At 69.6% G+C, this 17,127-nt stretch carries 14 protein-coding genes and 1 riboswitch; of the genes, 11 read left to right on the top strand and 3 right to left on the bottom strand.

Going from position 1 to position 17,127, the window contains the following annotated elements; all coding sequences use genetic code 11:
* Window positions 1–87: 87 nt before the first annotated feature.
* Window positions 88–197: riboswitch (TPP riboswitch) on the top strand.
* The 3 genes from ACXAFN_RS04380 to ACXAFN_RS04370 all read left to right on the top strand — a co-directional run bounded on the left by ACXAFN_RS04380 (window position 187) and on the right by ACXAFN_RS04370 (window position 4,907).
* A complete protein-coding gene (locus tag ACXAFN_RS04380) occupies window positions 187–1,575 on the top strand; it encodes a sodium:solute symporter family transporter (RefSeq protein ID WP_474986514.1) in 1,389 nt (462 codons plus the stop codon). (Overlaps the previous riboswitch by 11 nt.)
* A gap of 71 nt (window positions 1,576–1,646) precedes the next feature.
* A complete protein-coding gene (ilvD, locus tag ACXAFN_RS04375; RefSeq protein ID WP_474986512.1) occupies window positions 1,647–3,335 on the top strand; it encodes a dihydroxy-acid dehydratase in 1,689 nt (562 codons plus the stop codon).
* Window positions 3,336–3,401: 66 nt separating this feature from the next.
* Window positions 3,402–4,907 carry a hypothetical protein gene (locus tag ACXAFN_RS04370; RefSeq protein ID WP_474986510.1) on the top strand — a complete coding sequence of 502 codons (1,506 nt, stop codon included), beginning with the start codon at window positions 3,402–3,404 and terminating at the stop codon, window positions 4,905–4,907.
* 55 nt (window positions 4,908–4,962) lie between these two features.
* On the opposite strand, the gene ACXAFN_RS04365 is transcribed toward ACXAFN_RS04370, so the two are convergent.
* Both ACXAFN_RS04365 and ACXAFN_RS04360 read right to left on the bottom strand, forming a co-directional pair.
* The gene (locus ACXAFN_RS04365; RefSeq protein WP_474986509.1) at window positions 4,963–5,634 is read right to left on the bottom strand and encodes a hypothetical protein; all 672 of its coding nucleotides are present in this window, start codon (window positions 5,632–5,634) and stop codon (window positions 4,963–4,965) included.
* Between the two features lie 80 nt (window positions 5,635–5,714).
* Entirely contained in the window at window positions 5,715–5,993 is a 279-nt protein-coding gene (locus ACXAFN_RS04360; RefSeq protein WP_474986507.1) for an XRE family transcriptional regulator, read from the bottom strand.
* Window positions 5,994–6,263: 270 nt separating this feature from the next.
* Between ACXAFN_RS04360 and ACXAFN_RS04355 the strand changes: the two genes are divergently transcribed.
* From ACXAFN_RS04355 to ACXAFN_RS04330, 6 genes are all read left to right on the top strand, one after another.
* The gene (locus tag ACXAFN_RS04355; RefSeq protein WP_474986505.1) at window positions 6,264–7,703 is read left to right on the top strand and encodes an APC family permease; all 1,440 of its coding nucleotides are present in this window, start codon (window positions 6,264–6,266) and stop codon (window positions 7,701–7,703) included.
* Window positions 7,704–7,866: 163 nt separating this feature from the next.
* Window positions 7,867–8,847: a glutarate dioxygenase GlaH gene (gene glaH, locus ACXAFN_RS04350; RefSeq protein WP_474986503.1), complete on the top strand. Its 981-nt coding sequence runs from the start codon at window positions 7,867–7,869 to the stop codon at window positions 8,845–8,847.
* 98 nt (window positions 8,848–8,945) lie between these two features.
* On the top strand, window positions 8,946–10,142 hold the full coding sequence (gene lhgO / locus ACXAFN_RS04345) for an L-2-hydroxyglutarate oxidase (RefSeq protein ID WP_474986501.1): 1,197 nt from the start codon (window positions 8,946–8,948) through the stop codon (window positions 10,140–10,142).
* 328 nt (window positions 10,143–10,470) lie between these two features.
* Entirely contained in the window at window positions 10,471–11,433 is a 963-nt protein-coding gene (locus ACXAFN_RS04340) for a TAXI family TRAP transporter solute-binding subunit (RefSeq protein WP_474986499.1), read from the top strand.
* Window positions 11,434–11,444: 11 nt separating this feature from the next.
* Window positions 11,445–12,068: a DUF1850 domain-containing protein gene (locus tag ACXAFN_RS04335; protein ID WP_474986497.1), complete on the top strand. Its 624-nt coding sequence runs from the start codon at window positions 11,445–11,447 to the stop codon at window positions 12,066–12,068.
* Window positions 12,069–12,110: 42 nt separating this feature from the next.
* Window positions 12,111–14,111 (top strand): TRAP transporter permease, encoded by a 2,001-nt coding sequence (locus ACXAFN_RS04330; RefSeq protein ID WP_474986495.1) that lies wholly within the window; start codon window positions 12,111–12,113, stop codon window positions 14,109–14,111.
* 93 nt (window positions 14,112–14,204) lie between these two features.
* Here the strand turns inward: ACXAFN_RS04330 and ACXAFN_RS04325 are convergent, their stop codons facing one another.
* The gene (locus ACXAFN_RS04325; RefSeq protein WP_474986493.1) at window positions 14,205–14,939 is read right to left on the bottom strand and encodes a YbaY family lipoprotein; all 735 of its coding nucleotides are present in this window, start codon (window positions 14,937–14,939) and stop codon (window positions 14,205–14,207) included.
* 284 nt (window positions 14,940–15,223) lie between these two features.
* Between ACXAFN_RS04325 and purE the strand changes: the two genes are divergently transcribed.
* Both purE and ACXAFN_RS04315 read left to right on the top strand, forming a co-directional pair.
* Window positions 15,224–15,733, top strand: a complete 510-nt coding sequence (gene purE / locus ACXAFN_RS04320; RefSeq protein WP_474986491.1) for a 5-(carboxyamino)imidazole ribonucleotide mutase — start codon at window positions 15,224–15,226, stop codon at window positions 15,731–15,733.
* A 27-nt stretch (window positions 15,734–15,760) separates the two neighbouring features.
* Window positions 15,761–16,876 (top strand): 5-(carboxyamino)imidazole ribonucleotide synthase, encoded by a 1,116-nt coding sequence (locus tag ACXAFN_RS04315; RefSeq protein WP_474986489.1) that lies wholly within the window; start codon window positions 15,761–15,763, stop codon window positions 16,874–16,876.
* Window positions 16,877–17,127: the final 251 nt, after the last annotated feature.

Genomic DNA, 17,127 nt, shown 5'->3' with positions numbered 1-17,127 from the left:
ATTCGGGCGTCGTTGTGTCATGCTGGTCGGGCGATACCGATATCGGCCGATACGGCCGTGGCTTGAGGGTCGCCCTCACAATTCATTCACTGTCGCCAGGGGAGTCCCGCCATGGGCGGGGCTGAGAGAGCGTTCGTCGCTGACCCTGGAACCTGATCCGGTTCATGCCGGCGGAGGAAGTGCGACATGCCTTACCTGACGTCAGCCGTGCTCGGCGCGGCGCTGCTGTGCTTTACCCTTCTGGGCCTCAGGGCCCGCCGGGCCGATGGCCCCCTCGACGACTACGTCACCGCCCGCAACTCCCAGGCGGCCCCGACCCTGGGGCTGTCCTTCCTGGCCTCGGGGATGGGCGCCTGGATCCTCTTCGCACCGCCGGAGATCGGCGCCTTCGTGGGGCCGTTGGGCCTGGCCGGCTATGCCATCGGCTCGGCGCTGCCGTTCATCGTGCTCGGCGCCTTCGGGCCGGCCATCCGCCGCCGGCTGCCCGAGGGCCGCAGCATCGGCGAATACGCCGAGACCTGTTTCGGCGCCGGCGTGCGGCGCTGGGTATCGCTGGTCTCGGTGCTTTACATGGGCTGCTTCCTGGCCGCCGAGCTGACCGCCATCGGCGCCATCACCGGCCTGCTGTCCGAGGTGCCGGCCGACCTGGTGGTGATCGGGGTGGCGGTGGCGACCCTGCTCTACACCGCGCTGGGTGGCCTGCGGGCGAGCCTGGCCACCGACCGCTGGCAGGCCTGGCTGCTGCTGGCGCTGCTGCTGGTGGTGGGCGGCGTGGCGCTCGCCCGTTTGCCTGCGCTGCCCGTCGACGCCGCGCTGCCGTCGATCCCCGCCGGTGACGCCCTCTCCGTGGCGCTGACGCTGGTGATCGCGGTGACCGCGGCCAACCTCTTTCACCAGGGCTACTGGCAGCGGGTGTGGGCGGCCCGGGACGAACGGGCCCTGGGTCGCGGCGCCTGGCTGGGCGGCGCGGCCACCGTGCTGGTGGTGGCGGTGGTCGGCGGCCTGGGCATGCTGGCCGCCATGGCCGGGGTGTCGCTCGGCGAACCGCCGATCCCCTTCTTCGCGCTGCTCGCCGAGGCGCCGGGCTGGCTGGCCCTGCCGGCCCTGGTGCTGGCGGTGACCCTGGTGGCCTCCAGCGTCGATACCCTGCAGAACGGCATCGCCTCGCTGGTGGTGGCCGGCAGCGGCCGGCGCGGCCTGTCGCTGGGCGCGGCTCGCTGGGTCACCGTGGCGCTGATGGTGCCGGTGGTGGCGATCGCCCTGCAGGGGCTCTCGGTGCTGCGGCTGTTCCTGATCGCCGATCTCTTGTGCGCCGCCATCGTGGTGCCGGTGCTGCTGGGGCTGTGGGCGCGGATGAGCGCCGCCGCGGCCCTGGCCGGCGGGGTGGCCGGCCTGGCCGGCGCCGTGCTGCCGGGCTGGATCGCCTCCGGCAGCCCGGTCGAGGGCCTGCTGGCGGCGAGCTTCCCCGGCGGGGTGCCGACCCTGCCGCCCTTCCTCGGGGCGCTGGTGGCCTCCAGCCTGGTCGCCCTGCTGGTGGCCTGGTGGCGCCCCGCCGAGGCGCAGCGCACGGCCTGAACGGTTGCCAGCAGGAGCCCAGGCGGCCACCCTCTGAAGGTTCCCCCAGAATCGAACAGAGGAGCCGCCCCATGAGCGATACGCCCCAGGACCCGCGTCGACGGCATTCCGCGCCGGTGGTGGACGGCGTCGGCAAGTCGGCCAGCCGCGCCATGCTGCGCGCGGTGGGCTTCGAGGACGCCGACTTCACCAAGCCCCAGGTGGGGATCGCCTCCACCTGGAGCCGGGTCACCCCCTGCAACAGCCACATCGGCGAGCTGGCCGAGCGGGCCAGCGACGGCGCCGATGCCGCCGGCGGCAAGGGGGTGGTCTTCAACACCATCACCATCTCCGACGGCATCGCCAACGGTACCGAGGGCATGAAGTACTCGCTGGTGTCGCGGGAGGTGATCGCCGACTCCATCGAGACGGTGGCGGGCTGCGAGGGCTTCGACGGCCTGGTGGCCATCGGCGGCTGCGACAAGAACATGCCCGGCTGCCTGATCGGCCTGGCGCGGTTGAATCGTCCCAGCGTCTTCGTCTATGGCGGCACCATCCTGCCCGGGGCAGGGCACACCGATATCGTCTCGGTGTTCGAGGCCATGGGCGCCCACTCCCGCGGCGATCTCGACCGCATCGAGCTCAAGCAGATCGAGGAGACGGCGATTCCCGGCCCCGGCGCCTGCGGCGGCATGTACACCGCCAACACCATGGCCTCGGCGATCGAGGCGCTGGGCATGAGCCTGCCGGGCAGCTCGGCCCAGAATGCCGTGTCGCAGGAGAAGCGCGACGACTGCCATGCCGCCGGCGCCGCGGTGCTGGAACTCCTCGATCGCGACATCAAGCCCGCCGACATCATGACCCGCGAGGCCTTCGAGAATGCCATCACCGTGGTCATCGCGCTGGGCGGCTCGACCAATGCGGTGCTGCACCTGATCGCCATGGCCGACGCCATCGGCGTGTCGATCACCCTCGATGACTTCACGGCGATCGGGAAGCGAGTGCCGGTGCTGGCCGACCTGCGGCCCAGCGGCCAGTACATGATGAGCGAGCTGGTCGAGATCGGCGGCATTCAGCCGCTGATGAAGACCCTGCTCGAGGCGGGGCTCTTGCACGGCGACTGCCTGACCGTGACCGGTCGGACGCTCGCCGAGAACCTGGCCGACGTCGCGCCTTATCCGGACGGCCAGGACATCATCGCCCCGCTCGAGGCGCCGCTGAAGGCCCAGAGCCATCTGCGCATCCTCTACGGCAACCTGGCCCCAGCCGGGGCGGTGGCCAAGATCACCGGCAAGGAGGGCACCCGCTTCTCCGGCACGGCGCGGGTGTTCGGCTCCGAGGAGGAGGCCCAGGCGCGCATCAACGACGGCAGCGTGGTGGCCGGCGACGTGGTGGTGATCCGCTACGAGGGGCCGCGGGGCGGGCCCGGCATGCGCGAGATGCTGACCCCGACCTCGGCGATCATGGGCCGCGGACTCGGTAGCGAAGTGGCCTTGATCACCGACGGCCGCTTCTCGGGCGGCAGCCACGGCTTCGTGGTCGGCCACGTCACCCCCGAGGCCTTCGACGGCGGCCCGTTGGCGCTGGTGGAGGATGGCGACACCATCACCATCGACGCCGAGGCGGACACCCTCGAGGTGGCGCTGGAGGCCGCCGAGCTCGAGCGCCGGCGCGCGGCCTGGCAACGGCCGGCGCCGCGCTATACCCGCGGGGTGCTGGCCAAGTATGCCCGCACGGTCGGGCCGGCCTCCGAGGGCGCGGTCACCGACCGCCCGGAGTAACACGCCGTGCCCCGGTGGCGGCGATGGGCGGCGCTTGTCGGCGTCGCCTGGCTGGCCGGCTGCGCCGTGACTCCGGTCTGGCGGGCCGACCCGACGCCGGACCAGCGACAGTGTCGCGCCCGGCTCGCCGCCTTCGACGCCGCCGTGGCCGAGGCCGGCGTCGGCGATGCCGGGGCGGCCCGCATCGCGGGCTTTCCCTACCTGCGCACCGACCGGCTGCTGGCGAGCTTCGCCGACGAGCTGCGCGATTCTCCCGAGACGCCGCGCCATGCCGACTGGCTGGCGCGGCTGCGTGGCCTGGACGCCGAGGCGCGTCGCATCGAGGCGGCCAACCTGCCCGCCGAGGCCCGACACCGCCTGACCCGGCGCTTCGGCGCTACCCCGGCCGTGGCCGCCAATGCCTGTGCCGAGCGCCTGCTGGAAAAAGAACTGCAGGGCAAAGAACGGCTGGATGAGGAACTGCGCGGGCCGAGGGGCCGCTCGGCGCGTCGGGCGCTGCACGAGGCGGTCGAGATGCCCGACCACTACGTCGACGCCTGGCGGGTGCTGGGGCTCTATCCGCTGACCCGGCTGGGGCTGGCCTGGGGCTATGCCCGCTGGCGGGAGGGATATCTGGCGACGTTCGGCCGGCCCTTCCCGACGAGCGCCGAGGTGCGTCGCTATGCGCCCGAACCGTCGGCGGCCGAGGCCCTGGATGCCGCCTCGGCCGCTCGGCTGGTGCGCGAGGCACCGCGCAGCCCGCTGGGAATGCTGGCGCTGGGTAACGCCGGCCTGCGGCGGCTGGCGGCCTATCATGCCCCGGCCTTCGCCATCGAGACGCGCAGTCACGACGATCGCCCGGGGGCGCCGGTCTGGCGGCGCGGCGCGTCGGGGCCGCGGCCGGGCGTGGACACCACGAGGCCCAAGGTGGACGTACGGCTGGCTCATACGCGCTTCCACGGCGCCGTGCTGCCGCAGCTGGTCTACACGCTGTGGTTCCCGGCGCGAACGCGCAGCGGGGCCTTCGACATCCTCGGCGGGCGTCTGGACGGGGTGGTCTGGCGAGTGACCCTGGGCGAGGACGGCCGGCCGCTGATCTACGACAGCATCCATGCCTGCGGCTGTTATCACCTGTTCTTCCCGGTGCTGCCGCTGCATCGAGTGCCGGTGGCGGCGGACCATGACCTGCGCGAGGCGCCGCTGACGCCAGCCATGGCGCCTCGCCGGAGGTCAGGGGAGCGCCTGACGCTGCGCCTGGCGGCGGTCAGCCATTATCTGGTGGGGGTCGAATCGGCAAGCGACGCGGGAGCATCGTCGACGGCCTATGCATTGACCTCGGTTCGCGAACCGCCGCGCTTCGGCCAGCGCTCTCTGGCACTGCCGAGCGGCGGGCGGCGCAGCCTCTACGGGCCTGAGGGCATCGTGGCGGCCTCGGCGCGTCGCGAGCGCTTGCTGCTGTGGCCGGCGGGGATCCAGAGCCCCGGCGCCATGCGCCAGTGGGGCACCCACGCCACGGTGTTCGTGGGTCGGCGCCACTTCGACGACCCCTACCTGTTCGAGCCGGCCTTCGCGCTGCCAATGCCCGCCCCTTGAATGACGATGCCGCGCCCCAGCAGGGGTGCGGCGTCCGTGGTGGCGATGCCTCGGTCTACTGCGAGATGGTCGAGCGCATCATGTCCTCGAAGGTCATGGCGTTCTCGGGCAGCTCGAAGGCGCCTGCTGCCGGGGCCTCGTCGGACAGTTCGGCGATGCGGAAGCGGTCGCCGAAGCGCAGCATGCCGAGCTCGCGCTCTGCCAGCGTGGTGGCGATCGGGTCCGGTTCGCCGGTCATGGTCTGCTGATAGCGATGGAAGGCCGCCATCAGCTCGCGGACCTGAGGATCGTCGCTCAGCACCAGGGTGTCTTCATGGGCGTCGCCGGCCTTGTCGGTCCACTGCAGGCGATAGACGTCGCCTTCCAGGCCGGCGATGGTTTCCTGCTCGCCGGTGGCCTCCAGGGAATCGACCGAATCGGCCTGCTGCTCGGTGAGCCCGGCCGCGGCCTTGTCGCCGCCCATGCTCTCGGCCATCTCCTTGAGTCGGGCCATGTCCATGACCATGGTCTGGCCCTGCATCTGGGTGACCATGTAGCCCTTGCCGTCCCTGAGCAGCATGAAGCCCGCCTGGGCCTGCTGGGGGAAGTCCATGCGCAGGTTGTCGCCCGCCCAGCTCACTTCCATGGTGGCGCTGCCCTGGGCAGACTGGCTCTCCAGGGTGGCCTGGCCGTCGGCCAGGGCGGGAAGCGAGGCGGCCAGCAGCAGGCCGGTGACGAGGTGTCGCATCGGGAGTCTCCCTAGTGTCTCGAATCCATGAGGCGGGACGGGCCGGCGGTGACCGGCCCGGGCCCGAGTCGCGCCGGCGACTAGGGCGGAGTGAGTTCGTGGTCGATGGTCCGGCGCAGCGTCTGGAGCTCGTCGAGGCTGAGCTGCTCCAGGCGTCCGGCGAGGAGGTCGCTGATCTTCTGCATCGGCAGGCCCGCGCGGCGGGCGATCTCTCGGTTGCCGAGATCCGACACGGCGATCAGCCGGGTGATGATGCGCATGAGGCGTGTTCGTTGTTCGAGATCCCTGACGTCGAGGTCAGGGCACCTTGGCGGAGGTTCGACGCAATCCGCGCCGGTGGAAGGGCTTGCCGTGCTCATGATGCTCCAGAGGACAGAATCGACCGCTACAGCATGAAGCCTTTTGCCGGGTTTCGCCAGCCCCGAAATGGTCTTCGCGACCCGGGTGAACGGCGTGACGGGCCCCCGTGGCGGGGCTTTCGGGGGAGGGCGGCAGGCGCTTCGACTAAAGTGTGATCCGAGGCGGCGCGCCTCGGCTTGTGGCCTGGCAGTGGAGTGGATATTTTGTCGATGTTTTTTTAAAAAATATTAATTAATACAAAAAATCGTCTTAACAAGGAGAGCAAGGACATGACCCACGACCCGTCTTCCACGACGCAACTGACGCGGGTGCTCGCCCGCAAGGATGTGCTGGCCCTGGCCTTCGGCGCCATGATCGGCTGGGGCTGGATCGTGCTCACCGGCAACTGGATCCAGTCCGCCGGCAGCCTCGGCGCCATCACCGCCTTCCTGCTCGGCGGCGCGGTGATCGTGCTGGTGGGCCTGACCTACGCCGAGCTCGCCTCCGCCATGCCCCAGGTCGGCGGCGAGCACGTCTACAGCTATCGCGCCATGGGGCACTTCGCCTCCTTCCTCTGTACCTGGGCCATTACCCTGGGCTACGTCAGCGTGGTGGCCTTCGAGGCCGTGGCGCTGCCCACGGTGGTCGAGCACCTGTTCCCCGACTACGCGGTGGGGCAGCTGTGGACCATCGCCGGCTGGGACGTGAAGGCGACCTGGGTGGCGGTCGGCGTGGCCGGCTCGCTGGCGATGACCTGGATCAACTACCTCGGGGTGCGCACCGCCGCCCTGGTGCAGAAGGTGGTGACCCTGCTGATCCTGGCGGTGGGGGTGATGTTCATCACCGGCGCGTTGTTCGAGGGCAGTGCCACCACCCTCGAGCCGCTGTTCAACGTCGAGCAGGGCGTGGTCGGCGGCATCATGACGGTGATCATCATGGTGCCCTTCATGTTCGTCGGCTTCGACGTGATTCCCCAGGCCGCCGAGGAGATCGACCTGCCGTTCAGGGAGATCGGCCGTGTGCTGATGATCTCGGTGATCCTGGCGGTGTTCTGGTACGCCTTCATCATCCTCGGCACCGCCCTGATGCTGGACCCGGCGGCCCTGGCCGAGAGCTCGCTGGCGGTGCCCGACGCCATGCAGGCGGTCTTCCGGGCGCCCTGGGCGGGCAACCTGATGATCCTGGCCGGTATCGCCGGCATCATCACCAGCTGGAACGCCTTCTACATCGGTGGCTCCCGGGCCATCTACGCCCTGGCGCATGCCGGCATGCTGCCGGCCTTCCTGGCCCGGCTGCACCCCAGGCACCGCACGCCCACCAACGCCATCCTGGTGATGGGGCTGCTGTCCGCCGCCGCGCCCTTGCTGGGCCGGCCGGCGCTGGTCTGGCTGGTGGTCGCCGGGGGCCTGGGCATCGTCGTCGCCTACCTGTTCGTGGCGCTGTCCTTCGTGCTGTTGCGCCGCCGCGAGCCCGATCTGCCGCGCCCCTTCCGCGTGCGCCGCGGCAAGACGGTGGGGGCGCTGTCGGTGATCCTGTCGCTGGCGCTGATCGGCCTCTACCTGCCCGGCAGCCCCTCGGCGCTGTCGCCCCTCGAATGGGCGCTGTTCGGCGGCTGGATGCTGCTGGGCCTGGCGCTCTATGCCTGGTCCCGGGCCCGCTACGGCGTGGCCTACAGCGATGCCATGATGCAGCGCGAGCTGCGGGGCGCCGACCCTTCCTCGAAGCCCTGAGCGTGGGCGTCCGCGTCGCCTGACCCGAACCCCGGCCCGAGGCCGGGGTTCTTGCGTTGGGCTCTCGCCGGGAGGTCACGAGGACAAAGGGTGTTTATGTTGACGTTTTTTAAAAATGTAGATATTTTTGAGTCATCGACGCTCGAGACCATGGAGACCCCCGATGACCGCGCTGACCCGGATTCCCGAACTCGCCATGCCGCTGCCCGCCGACCTCCAGGGCTTCACCCTGGCACCGTCGGTGCAGTCGCCGCGCCTGCTGCAGGTGACCTTCTCCCGCGAGCTGGTCGCGGCCTTCCTCGAGGCCGTGGCCGACTGGCCGGTGCAGGCACTGGAGTACAAGTCGATGCTGCGCTTCCGGGTGGCGAAGATCCTCGACGACCTGTGCGGCAACACTTTGCAGCCGGTGCTGATCAACACCCTGGTGGATCGCGCTACCGGCGGGCTGCAGGTGGTGCCCGAGGGGCTCGACGACGTGGCCCAGGCCGACGACATGGTCAAGTTCGCCACCGCCGTGGCGCACCTGATGGGACGTTCCAACTTCGATGCCATGAGCGGCCAGTACTACGCGCGCTTCGTGGTGAAGAACGTCGACGAGTCCGACAGCTACCTGCGCCAGCCGCATCGGGTGATGGAGCTGCACAACGACGGCACCTTCGTCGAGCAGGACACCGACTACGTGCTGATGATGAAGATCGACGAGCGGCACATGCAGGGCGGCGACTCGCTGCTGCTGCACCTGGACGACTGGGAGGACCTGGAACGTTTCACCCGCCATCCGCTGGCCCAGCGCGAGATGCGCTGGGCGGCGCCGCCCAGCAAGAATGTCGGCAAGGACGTCTTCCATGCGGTGTTCGACCTGGACCGCGAGGGGCGGCCGATCATGTCCTATATCGACCAGTTCGTGCAGCCCAGGGACTTCGAGGAGGGCAACTGGCTGACGGATCTTTCCGAGTCTCTGGAAGGCAGCGCGGGGATCCTCTCGGTGCCCAATCCGGTGGGCAGCTTCCTGCTGATCAACAACCACTTCTGGCTGCACGGCCGGGACCGTTTCACGCCGCACCCGGAGCTGCGTCGCGAGCTGATGCGCCAGCGGGGCTACTTCACCCACGCCAGTACCCTGCGACGGTCGCGCCAGCGTTGAGCTAGGCCTTGCGGGGCGCGACGCCCCGACAATGGGGTACCCTGACTCGGCCACGCCGCCATCGCGGCGTGGCCGGCGCATTGGCACAAGAGGACGGCATGTACGATTTCATCATCATCGGCGGCGGCATCCTGGGCATGTCCACCGCCATGCAGCTCAAGCAGGCCTATCCGGATCGCCGGATGCTGGTGGTGGAGAAGGAGCGCGAGGCGGCGCGCCACCAGACCGGCCACAACAGCGGGGTGATCCACGCCGGGGTCTATTACACCCCCGGCAGTCTCAAGGCGCGCTTCTGCCTGGAGGGCAACCGGGCCACCAAGGCCTTCTGCGAGACCCATGACATTCCCTTCGAGACCTGCGGCAAGCTGCTGGTGGCCACCAACGACCTGGAGATGCAGCGCATGCAGGCGCTGTGGGAGCGCACCGAGGCCAACGGCCTCACGCGCGAGTGGCTGGGGGCCGAGGCGCTCGCCGAGCGGGAGCCCAACATCACCGGCGTCGGCGGCATCTTCGTGCCGTCCAGCGGCATCGTCGACTATGCCGCCGTGGCCCGGGCCATGGCCGCCGAGTTCGAGCGCCTGGGCGGCGAGGTCCGCTTCGGGGCCGAGGTCACCGGGCTTGCCGAGCGCCGCCAGGAGGTCGTGGTCTCGACCACCGCGGGCGAGTTCAACGGCCGCTACCTGGTGAGCTGCTCGGGGCTGATGGCCGACCGGGTGATTCGCATGCTGGGCCAGGAGCCGGGGTTCACCATCTGCCCCTTCCGCGGCGAGTACTATCGCCTGCCCGCGCGCCACAACGACATCGTCAATCATCTGATCTATCCGATTCCGGATCCGTCGATGCCGTTTCTCGGCGTGCACCTGACGCGCATGATCGATGGCTCGGTCACCGTGGGCCCCAACGCCGTGCTGGCCTTCAAGCGCGAGGGCTATCGGCGTCGCGACGTCTCGCCCCGGGACCTGGCGCAGATGTTCACCAACCCGGGCATCCTCAAGGTGCTGGGCAGGAACCTGCGCCCGGGGTTGGTCGAGATGAAGAACTCCCTGCACAGGCGCGGCTACCTGGAGCTGGTGCGCAAGTATTGCCCGAGCCTCGCCCTCGACGACCTGGAGCCCTATCCGGCCGGGGTGCGCGCCCAGGCGGTGTCCCGGGACGGCAAGCTGGTCGACGACTTCCTGTTCGTCAACACGCCGCGCACCGTCAACGTCGGCAATGCGCCGTCGCCGGCCGCCACCTCGGCGTTGCCCATCGGCGCGCACATCGTCTCCAAGGTCAAGGAGCTGGTCGAGGGCTGAGCGTCGTTCGAGGGTTGCCGAAAGTATTAGGGAATATCGACATTTCTCCCTGGCCCCCGGGGCGAGGGGCTGCTAGCGTTTTTGCAGGCGGGCTGGTCAGTTAGGGAAGCGCTGAACAAATCGGCGAGCGGCGTAAAGTGCAAGGCGCCCGGAGCGCAAGAACCGGAGCCTATGCGGTATAGGTGAGGAGCCTGACCGGGCTGGCGCACCAGCACCGCGTAACGTAGCAATTTGCCCGCATAGACATTTGTGCGGCGTTTCCTTAGCGCGGCATCGGCCCCGCCGGCACAACGACAACATTCCCATCGAATCGCCTGGAGGATCCTTCATGCGCGCACTCAAGACGGCCCTGGCGGCCACCCTGCTGGTGGCGGCACCCGCCGCCCTGGCCCAGCAGCAGCTGTCCATCGCCACGGGCGGCACCGGCGGCACCTACTATCCCTACGGCGGCGGCCTGGCCGAACTGATCAACGAGCATGTCGAGGGCTATGACGCCGTGGCCGAGGTCACCGGGGCCTCGGTGGAGAACATGGGGCTGGTCTGGCGCGGCGATTCCGACCTGGCGCTGGCCCTGGCCGATACCGTCTACCAGGCCTATAACGGCACCGGCGATTTCGAGGGCCGCCAGCTCGAGAACATCCGCGCCCTGGCCTCGATCTATCCCAACGCCGTGCAGATCGTCACCATGGCGGATTCCGGCATCGAGTCGCTGGCGGACCTCGAGGGCAAGACCGTCTCGGTGGGCGCGCCGGGCAGCGGCACCGAGCTCAACGCCCGGGCGGTGCTGGAGTCCAACGGCATCACCTATGACGACATCGATGCCCGCCGCCTCAACTTCAACGAGACCGCCGACGCCATCCGCGACGGCGACATCGACGCCGGCTTCTGGAGCGTGGGGCCGCCCACCAGCTCGATCATGAACCTCGCCACCACCCGCGACATTCGCCTCATCGGGCTCTCCGACGAGGAGGTCGCCAACGCCCAGGGCGAGGAGCCGGTGTTCGCCGCCTACCAGCTCAAGGCCGGGCTCTACGAGGGCATGGAGGAAGCGGTGCAGACCATCGGCATCCCCAACGTGCTGGCGGTGAGCAGCGAGATGGACGAGGAACTGGCCTACCAGATCACCAAGACGCTGTTCGAGCAGACCGACCAGCTGATCGCCATCCACCCGGCGGCCAACGACACCACCGTCGACTTCAGCGTCGAGTCCACGCCGATCGCCTTCCACCCCGGCGCGCTGCGCTACTACGAGGAAGTGGGCGCCGAGATCGCCGACCGCCAGCGTCCCTGAGCGGCGGCGCCATGCCATCACCGATGAGCGAGGGGCGAGCCGCCGGGCTCGCCCCCGCGCCGTGTCGGGCCCTGGCGAAGCGCCTGCTGCCGGTGCTGTTCGCGGTGGCGCTGCCGATCCCGGCGCTGGCCGACTGCCCTAGCCATGAGCTGCGGGTGCTGGGCGCCGACGGGCAGCGGCTCGTGCGCCTGCCGATGCCGGAGGGTGCCGGCTGGTGCCTGGCCTGGAACCACTCGGTGGAAGGCTTTCCCGTCCACGACTGCTATCACAACGTCGCGGGCCGCATGGTGCTGGCGCGCAGCCACCTGCCGGACTTCGCCGCCGGCCTCGACCATATCCCCGGCCGCGGGCGCCAGGTCTCCGATGGCCACGGCGGCTACTGGATCGAGGACATCGACGAGCCGGTGCCCGGCGACCGCTATCGCCTGCGGGTCGGAGCGCCGGCGGTCGATCACCGCCTGGTGCGCCACGGCGAGCCGGGCCTGGCGACCCTGTTGTCGGACGCGCAGGACTGCGGTGCAGGCGATCGCTATCCGCTGGCCGACGCGCCGCCGGTGGTGGTCAGCCTCAGCGAGCGGGCCGCCAACGAGCGCGTGACCCTGGCGCTGGTGCCCCTGGCGGCCGCGACGCCCTGACGCGATGTCCCATTTTCGAGCGAGACTTCGAGAGAGACGCCCATGAGCGAAGCGGGTTCTTCCCCCATCGTCCCCGGCAGCCAGGCGCCGCACTCGCGCCCGGTACTGTGGCTGATCAGCCTGGTGGCCGTGGTGCTGTCGCTGTTCCAGCTGTATTCCGCCGGCATCGAGCCGCTGGGGCTCTTCTACCAGCGCAGCATCCACCTGGCGCTGATCATGATGCTGGCCTTTTTGATGTTTCCGGTGTTCGGGCCCCGTCGCCGGCGGGGCGCGGTCGGCGGGCTGATCGACCTGGCGTTCTTCGCCGGGGCGGTGATCACCGGCGGCTACATGGCGCTGTACCTCGACGAGATCATCAACCGCGCCGGCTTCTGGAGCCAGACGGATATCGTGGTCGGCTGCATCGCCACCGTCACCGTGCTCGAGGCCAGCCGTCGCGCGGTGGGGCTCGGCATGACGGTGATCGGCGTGCTGGCGATCCTCTATGCCTTCGCCGGGTCGCGGGGCGAGCTGCCCTGGCTCGGCGAGTGGCTGCCGGGCATCCTCGAGCACCGCGGCTACAGCCTGGATCGCCTGGTCGGCCAGCTCTATCTCGGCCAGGAGGGCATCTTCGGGCTGCCGATGGGCGTGGCGGCCACCTATATCTTCATCTTCGTGCTGTTCGGCGCCTTCCTGGAGATCACCGGCGCGGGCAAGTTCTTCATCGACCTGGCCTACGCCGCCACCGGCCGCCAGCGCGGCGGGCCGGCCAAGGCGGCGGTGATCGCCTCGGCCGGCATGGGCTCGATCTCCGGCAGCGCCATCGCCAACGTGGTGACCACCGGCGCCTTCACCATCCCGCTGATGAAGCGCCTCGGCTACCGGCCCCACCAGGCCGGCGGCATCGAGGCGGCGGCCTCCACCGGCGGCCAGATCATGCCGCCGCTGATGGGCGCCGGCGCCTTCCTGATCGCCGAGTACACGCGGATGCCCTACCTGGACGTGGTCAAGGTCAGCATCCTGCCGGCGATCATGTACTTCGCCACCGTCTACCTGTTCGTGCACATCATCGCCCTCAAGCAGGGCATGCAGGGCATGGCCCGCAGCGAGCTTCCCCAGATACGCGACGTCATGGGCGCCGGCTGGCACTTCCTGCTGCCGCTGGCGGTGCTGGTGTGGCTGCTGGTGATGAACATGTCGCCGATGCGGGTCGGCTACTACGCCATCCTGACGATGCTGGCGGTGGCGGCGTTGCGCTTCGCGGTGCTGTTCTTGTTCGTCGCGCCCAAGCGTGGCGAGCCGGTGACCGGGGCGGCGCTGGGCCGGGTGCTGAAGCACGGCGCGCTGAAGGTGGTCGAGGGTCTGGAACTCGGCGCGCGCAACGCCGTGGCGGTGTCCATGGCCTGTGCCGTGGCGGGGATCATCGTCGGGGTGGTGGGCCTGACCGGGCTCGGCCTCAAGTTCTCGGCGATGATGATGGCGTTTTCCGGCGGCAACCTGCTGCTGGCGCTGGTGATGGTGCTGCTGGCCAGCCTGGTGCTGGGCATGGGCCTGCCGGTGACCGCCAGCTATATCGTGCTGATCGTGCTGGTGGGGCCGGCGCTGACCGCGGAGTTCGGCGTGCCGCTGCTGATCGCCCACCTGGTGGTGTTCTGGTACTCCCAGGATTCCAACGTCACCCCGCCCATCGCGCTGGCCGGCTTCGCCGGGGCGGCGATCGCCGGGGCCAAGCCGATGGATACCGGCTTCCAGGCCTGGAAGTTCGCCAAGGGGCTCTACCTGATCCCGCTGTTCATGGTCTTCAATCCGGAGATCATCATGGGCGGCCCGCTGCCGCTGCTGGCCTGGACGGCGCTGACCGCCTTCCTGGCCCTGGGCGCCTTCGCGGCGGCACTGGAGGGCTACCTGTTCACGCGGATGTCGGCCCCGGTGCGGCTGGTGCTGCTGCCGGCCATCGTCGCGGTGTTCTACCCGAGCCTGGTCGCGGAGGTCGTCGGCGCCGTGGTGATGGTACTGGCCATCGCCGGCAATTGGCTGGCCAGCCGTCGCCAGGCCGAAGGCTAGTGGACGGCTGAGGCGGCGCTCTCCGAGCGGCCGGAACGACACGAGGCCCCGCCCGGAACACCGGGCGGGGCCTCGTCGTGTCGCTCGTCGGTATTACTGGGTGGACTGGCCGTCGTCCTCGGCCATCTCCTCCAGCTCCTCCGCGGTCTCCTCGGCGGCTTGCTGGGTGGCCTCGGCGGCGTCCTCGGCGGTTTCCTGGGTCGCCTCGGCGGCATCACCGGCGGCCTGCTCGGTGGCCTCCACGGCATCTCCGGTGGTATCGGCGACGGCGTCGCCCGCTTCATCCAGTGCCTCGCCGGTCTCTGCCATCGCCTCGCCGGCCATGGCGTCGGTGGCCACCGGCTCCAGGGTCAGGGTGATCGGCCCTTGCTCGGCTTCCGGACCGACCTCGACCGCATGGCGCTCGGGGCTGTTCCACAGCAGGTTGCCTTCGCCGTCGAAGACCTCGGCATGCAGGGCGTGGGCGTGGCCGGGGTCGACCTGGTCGATCGGGTAGTCGAGGCTGAACTCGACGGGCTCGTTGTTCGTCACCTCCACGTTGGTCTCGGTGATGACGGTCGCCGCGGCATCGGCCAGGGCCACGTCACGCAGGCTGACCACGACCCGGGCGTCGTCCGGCAGCGGGGTGTCGGTGGCGGCGAACTCGAGCACCCCGTCGAGCGTCTTGCTGGCCTGCTGCTCGGAGTCCTGAGCGGTCTGCTCGTCCTGGGCCTGCTCGGTCTGGGTGGTGCCGGCCTGGGCATCCTGTTCGGTGTCGTCGGCCTGGTCGCAGCCGGCCAGCGCCAGGGTGCCGGTCAGGGCTGCCACAATGAAAAGATGACGCTTCATGGTCGGTCTCCTTCAGCACGTTGTCCGTGTGGGGCTGTGCGGTCGCGTCCCTATCGACCGCTTCGATACCAGCCTATCAAGGCAATCTGCAGGAAGGTTGAAACCCGGTGTCGCCCGGCGGCGACGCCCGCGGTCCCGCTGACGAGACGCGATGGCCCACGGGCCCGACGTCGCGGGAGAGGTAGGCGCGGCGCGGCTCTGCTAGAATAGCGGGCTTCCACTTTCCGCAGCTACCCGCGGCCATCGCCGCGAGGTGACGTCATTCCCTTTTCCAGGAGCCCAGGATGACAGCATCGAAGGAGGCGCCGCGGGTCGGCGTGATCATGGGGTCGAAGTCCGACTGGCCGGTCATGGAGCATGCCGTGACCATGCTCGAGCGCCTCGGCGTGCCCTACGAGACCCGGGTCGTCTCGGCCCACCGTACCCCGGACCTGCTGTTCGACTACGCCAAGAGCGCCGCCGAGCGCGGCCTCTCGGTGATCATCGCCGGCGCCGGCGGGGCGGCCCATCTGCCCGGCATGGTGGCCTCCCAGACGGCGCTGCCGGTGCTCGGCGTGCCGGTGGAATCCAAGGCCCTCAAGGGCCTGGATTCGTTGCTGTCGATCGTGCAGATGCCGGGCGGCATCGCCGTGGGCACCCTGGCCATCGGCAAGGCCGGCGCCACCAATGCCGGGCTGATGGCGTCCCAGATCGTCGGGCTGCAGGATGCGACGGTGCGCGAGGCCGTGGAGGCCTTCCGCGCCGAGCAGACCCAGACGGTGCTGGACAACCCCGATCCGCGGCCCACCCCCTGACCGACAGCGACGAGCGAGGCAATCACGATGAACATCGGCGTACTGGGCGCCGGCCAGCTGGGCCGGATGCTGGCCCTGGCGGGCTATCCGCTGGCCAACCGTTTCACCTTCCTCGACACCACCGGCCACCCCAGCGCGGGGATCGGTGATGTCATGGTGGATACCGATCAGAAGCACCTCGAGCGTTTCCTCGACAAGGTCGACCTGGTCACCTACGAGTTCGAGCACCTGCCGGTCTCGCTGGTGCGGGCGATCGAGGAGCGCAAGCCGGTCTACCCCGGTAGCGAGGCGATCCGGGTCTGCCAGCACCGCGCCGAGGAGAAGGCACTGTTCGATCGCCTGGGCATTCCCACCCCGGCCTATCGCCTGGTGGACAGCGCCGAGTCGCTGGAGGCCGCGGTGCGCGAGCTGGGCGCACCGGTGGTGGCCAAGTCGGTCACCGAGGGCTATGACGGCAAGGGCCAGGCGGTGATCAAGGACCCGGCCGAGGCGGCCCAGGCGTGGCGCTCGATCAACCACCCGCAACTGATCGTCGAGGCCTTCGTCGACTTCGTGCGCGAGGTGTCGATCATCGCCGTGCGCGGCCGCGACGGCGAGGTGGTCTTCTACCCGATGGCCGAGAACCTCCACGTCGACGGCATCCTGCGCTACTCGGTGGCGCCCATGCCGGACCTGGACGCCGCCGTTCAGCAGACCGCCGACGGCTATATCCGCGCGCTGCTCGACGAGCTCGACTACGTCGGCGTGCTGACCCTGGAGCTGTTCCAGACCCGCGACGGCGAGTTGCTGGCCAACGAGATGGCGCCCCGGGTGCACAACTCCGGGCACTGGACCCAGGACGGTGCGGTGACCAGCCAGTTCGAGAATCACATGCGCGCCATCCAGGGCCTGCCGCTTGGCAGCACCGCGGCTCGTGCGCCGACCTGCATGGTCAACGTCATCGGCCGCGAGGGCGAGGCGGCGAAGCTGCTGGCGATCGAGGACGCCCACCTGCACCGCTACGACAAGGGCGAGCGCCCGGGCCGCAAGCTGGCCCACGTCAACCTGGTGGCACCGACCCACGAGGCGCTGCTGGAGAAGGTCCGCGCCTGCGCGGCCCTGTTGCCCGACGCCCCGGCGCCGCGCTTCAGCTTCGAGGGCTGATCCGCACTCCTTTCCCGCCTCGCGCAATACCGCGGCCGCGCGCCGGCCGCGGTATGCTCAGGGTCTGCTGCCCTTCATCGTGTCGCCGCTCATGCCATGGCGTGTGGATGATGATCCGCATGGGCAAGAGAAACTCTGTTTTTTTATGATTGCGTAGTCATAAAAGTGCTTGTTACCCCTTGGTGCAGCGCTCGATCTAGCACTTAATTGCCTCAAATCCTTATTTGATGCGGGATTCCGCGTGTGATAGA

It is taken from the genome of Halomonas sp. ABH4_019 (assembly GCF_056159885.1).
This window is presented reverse-complemented; position numbering and strand designations above follow the sequence as displayed.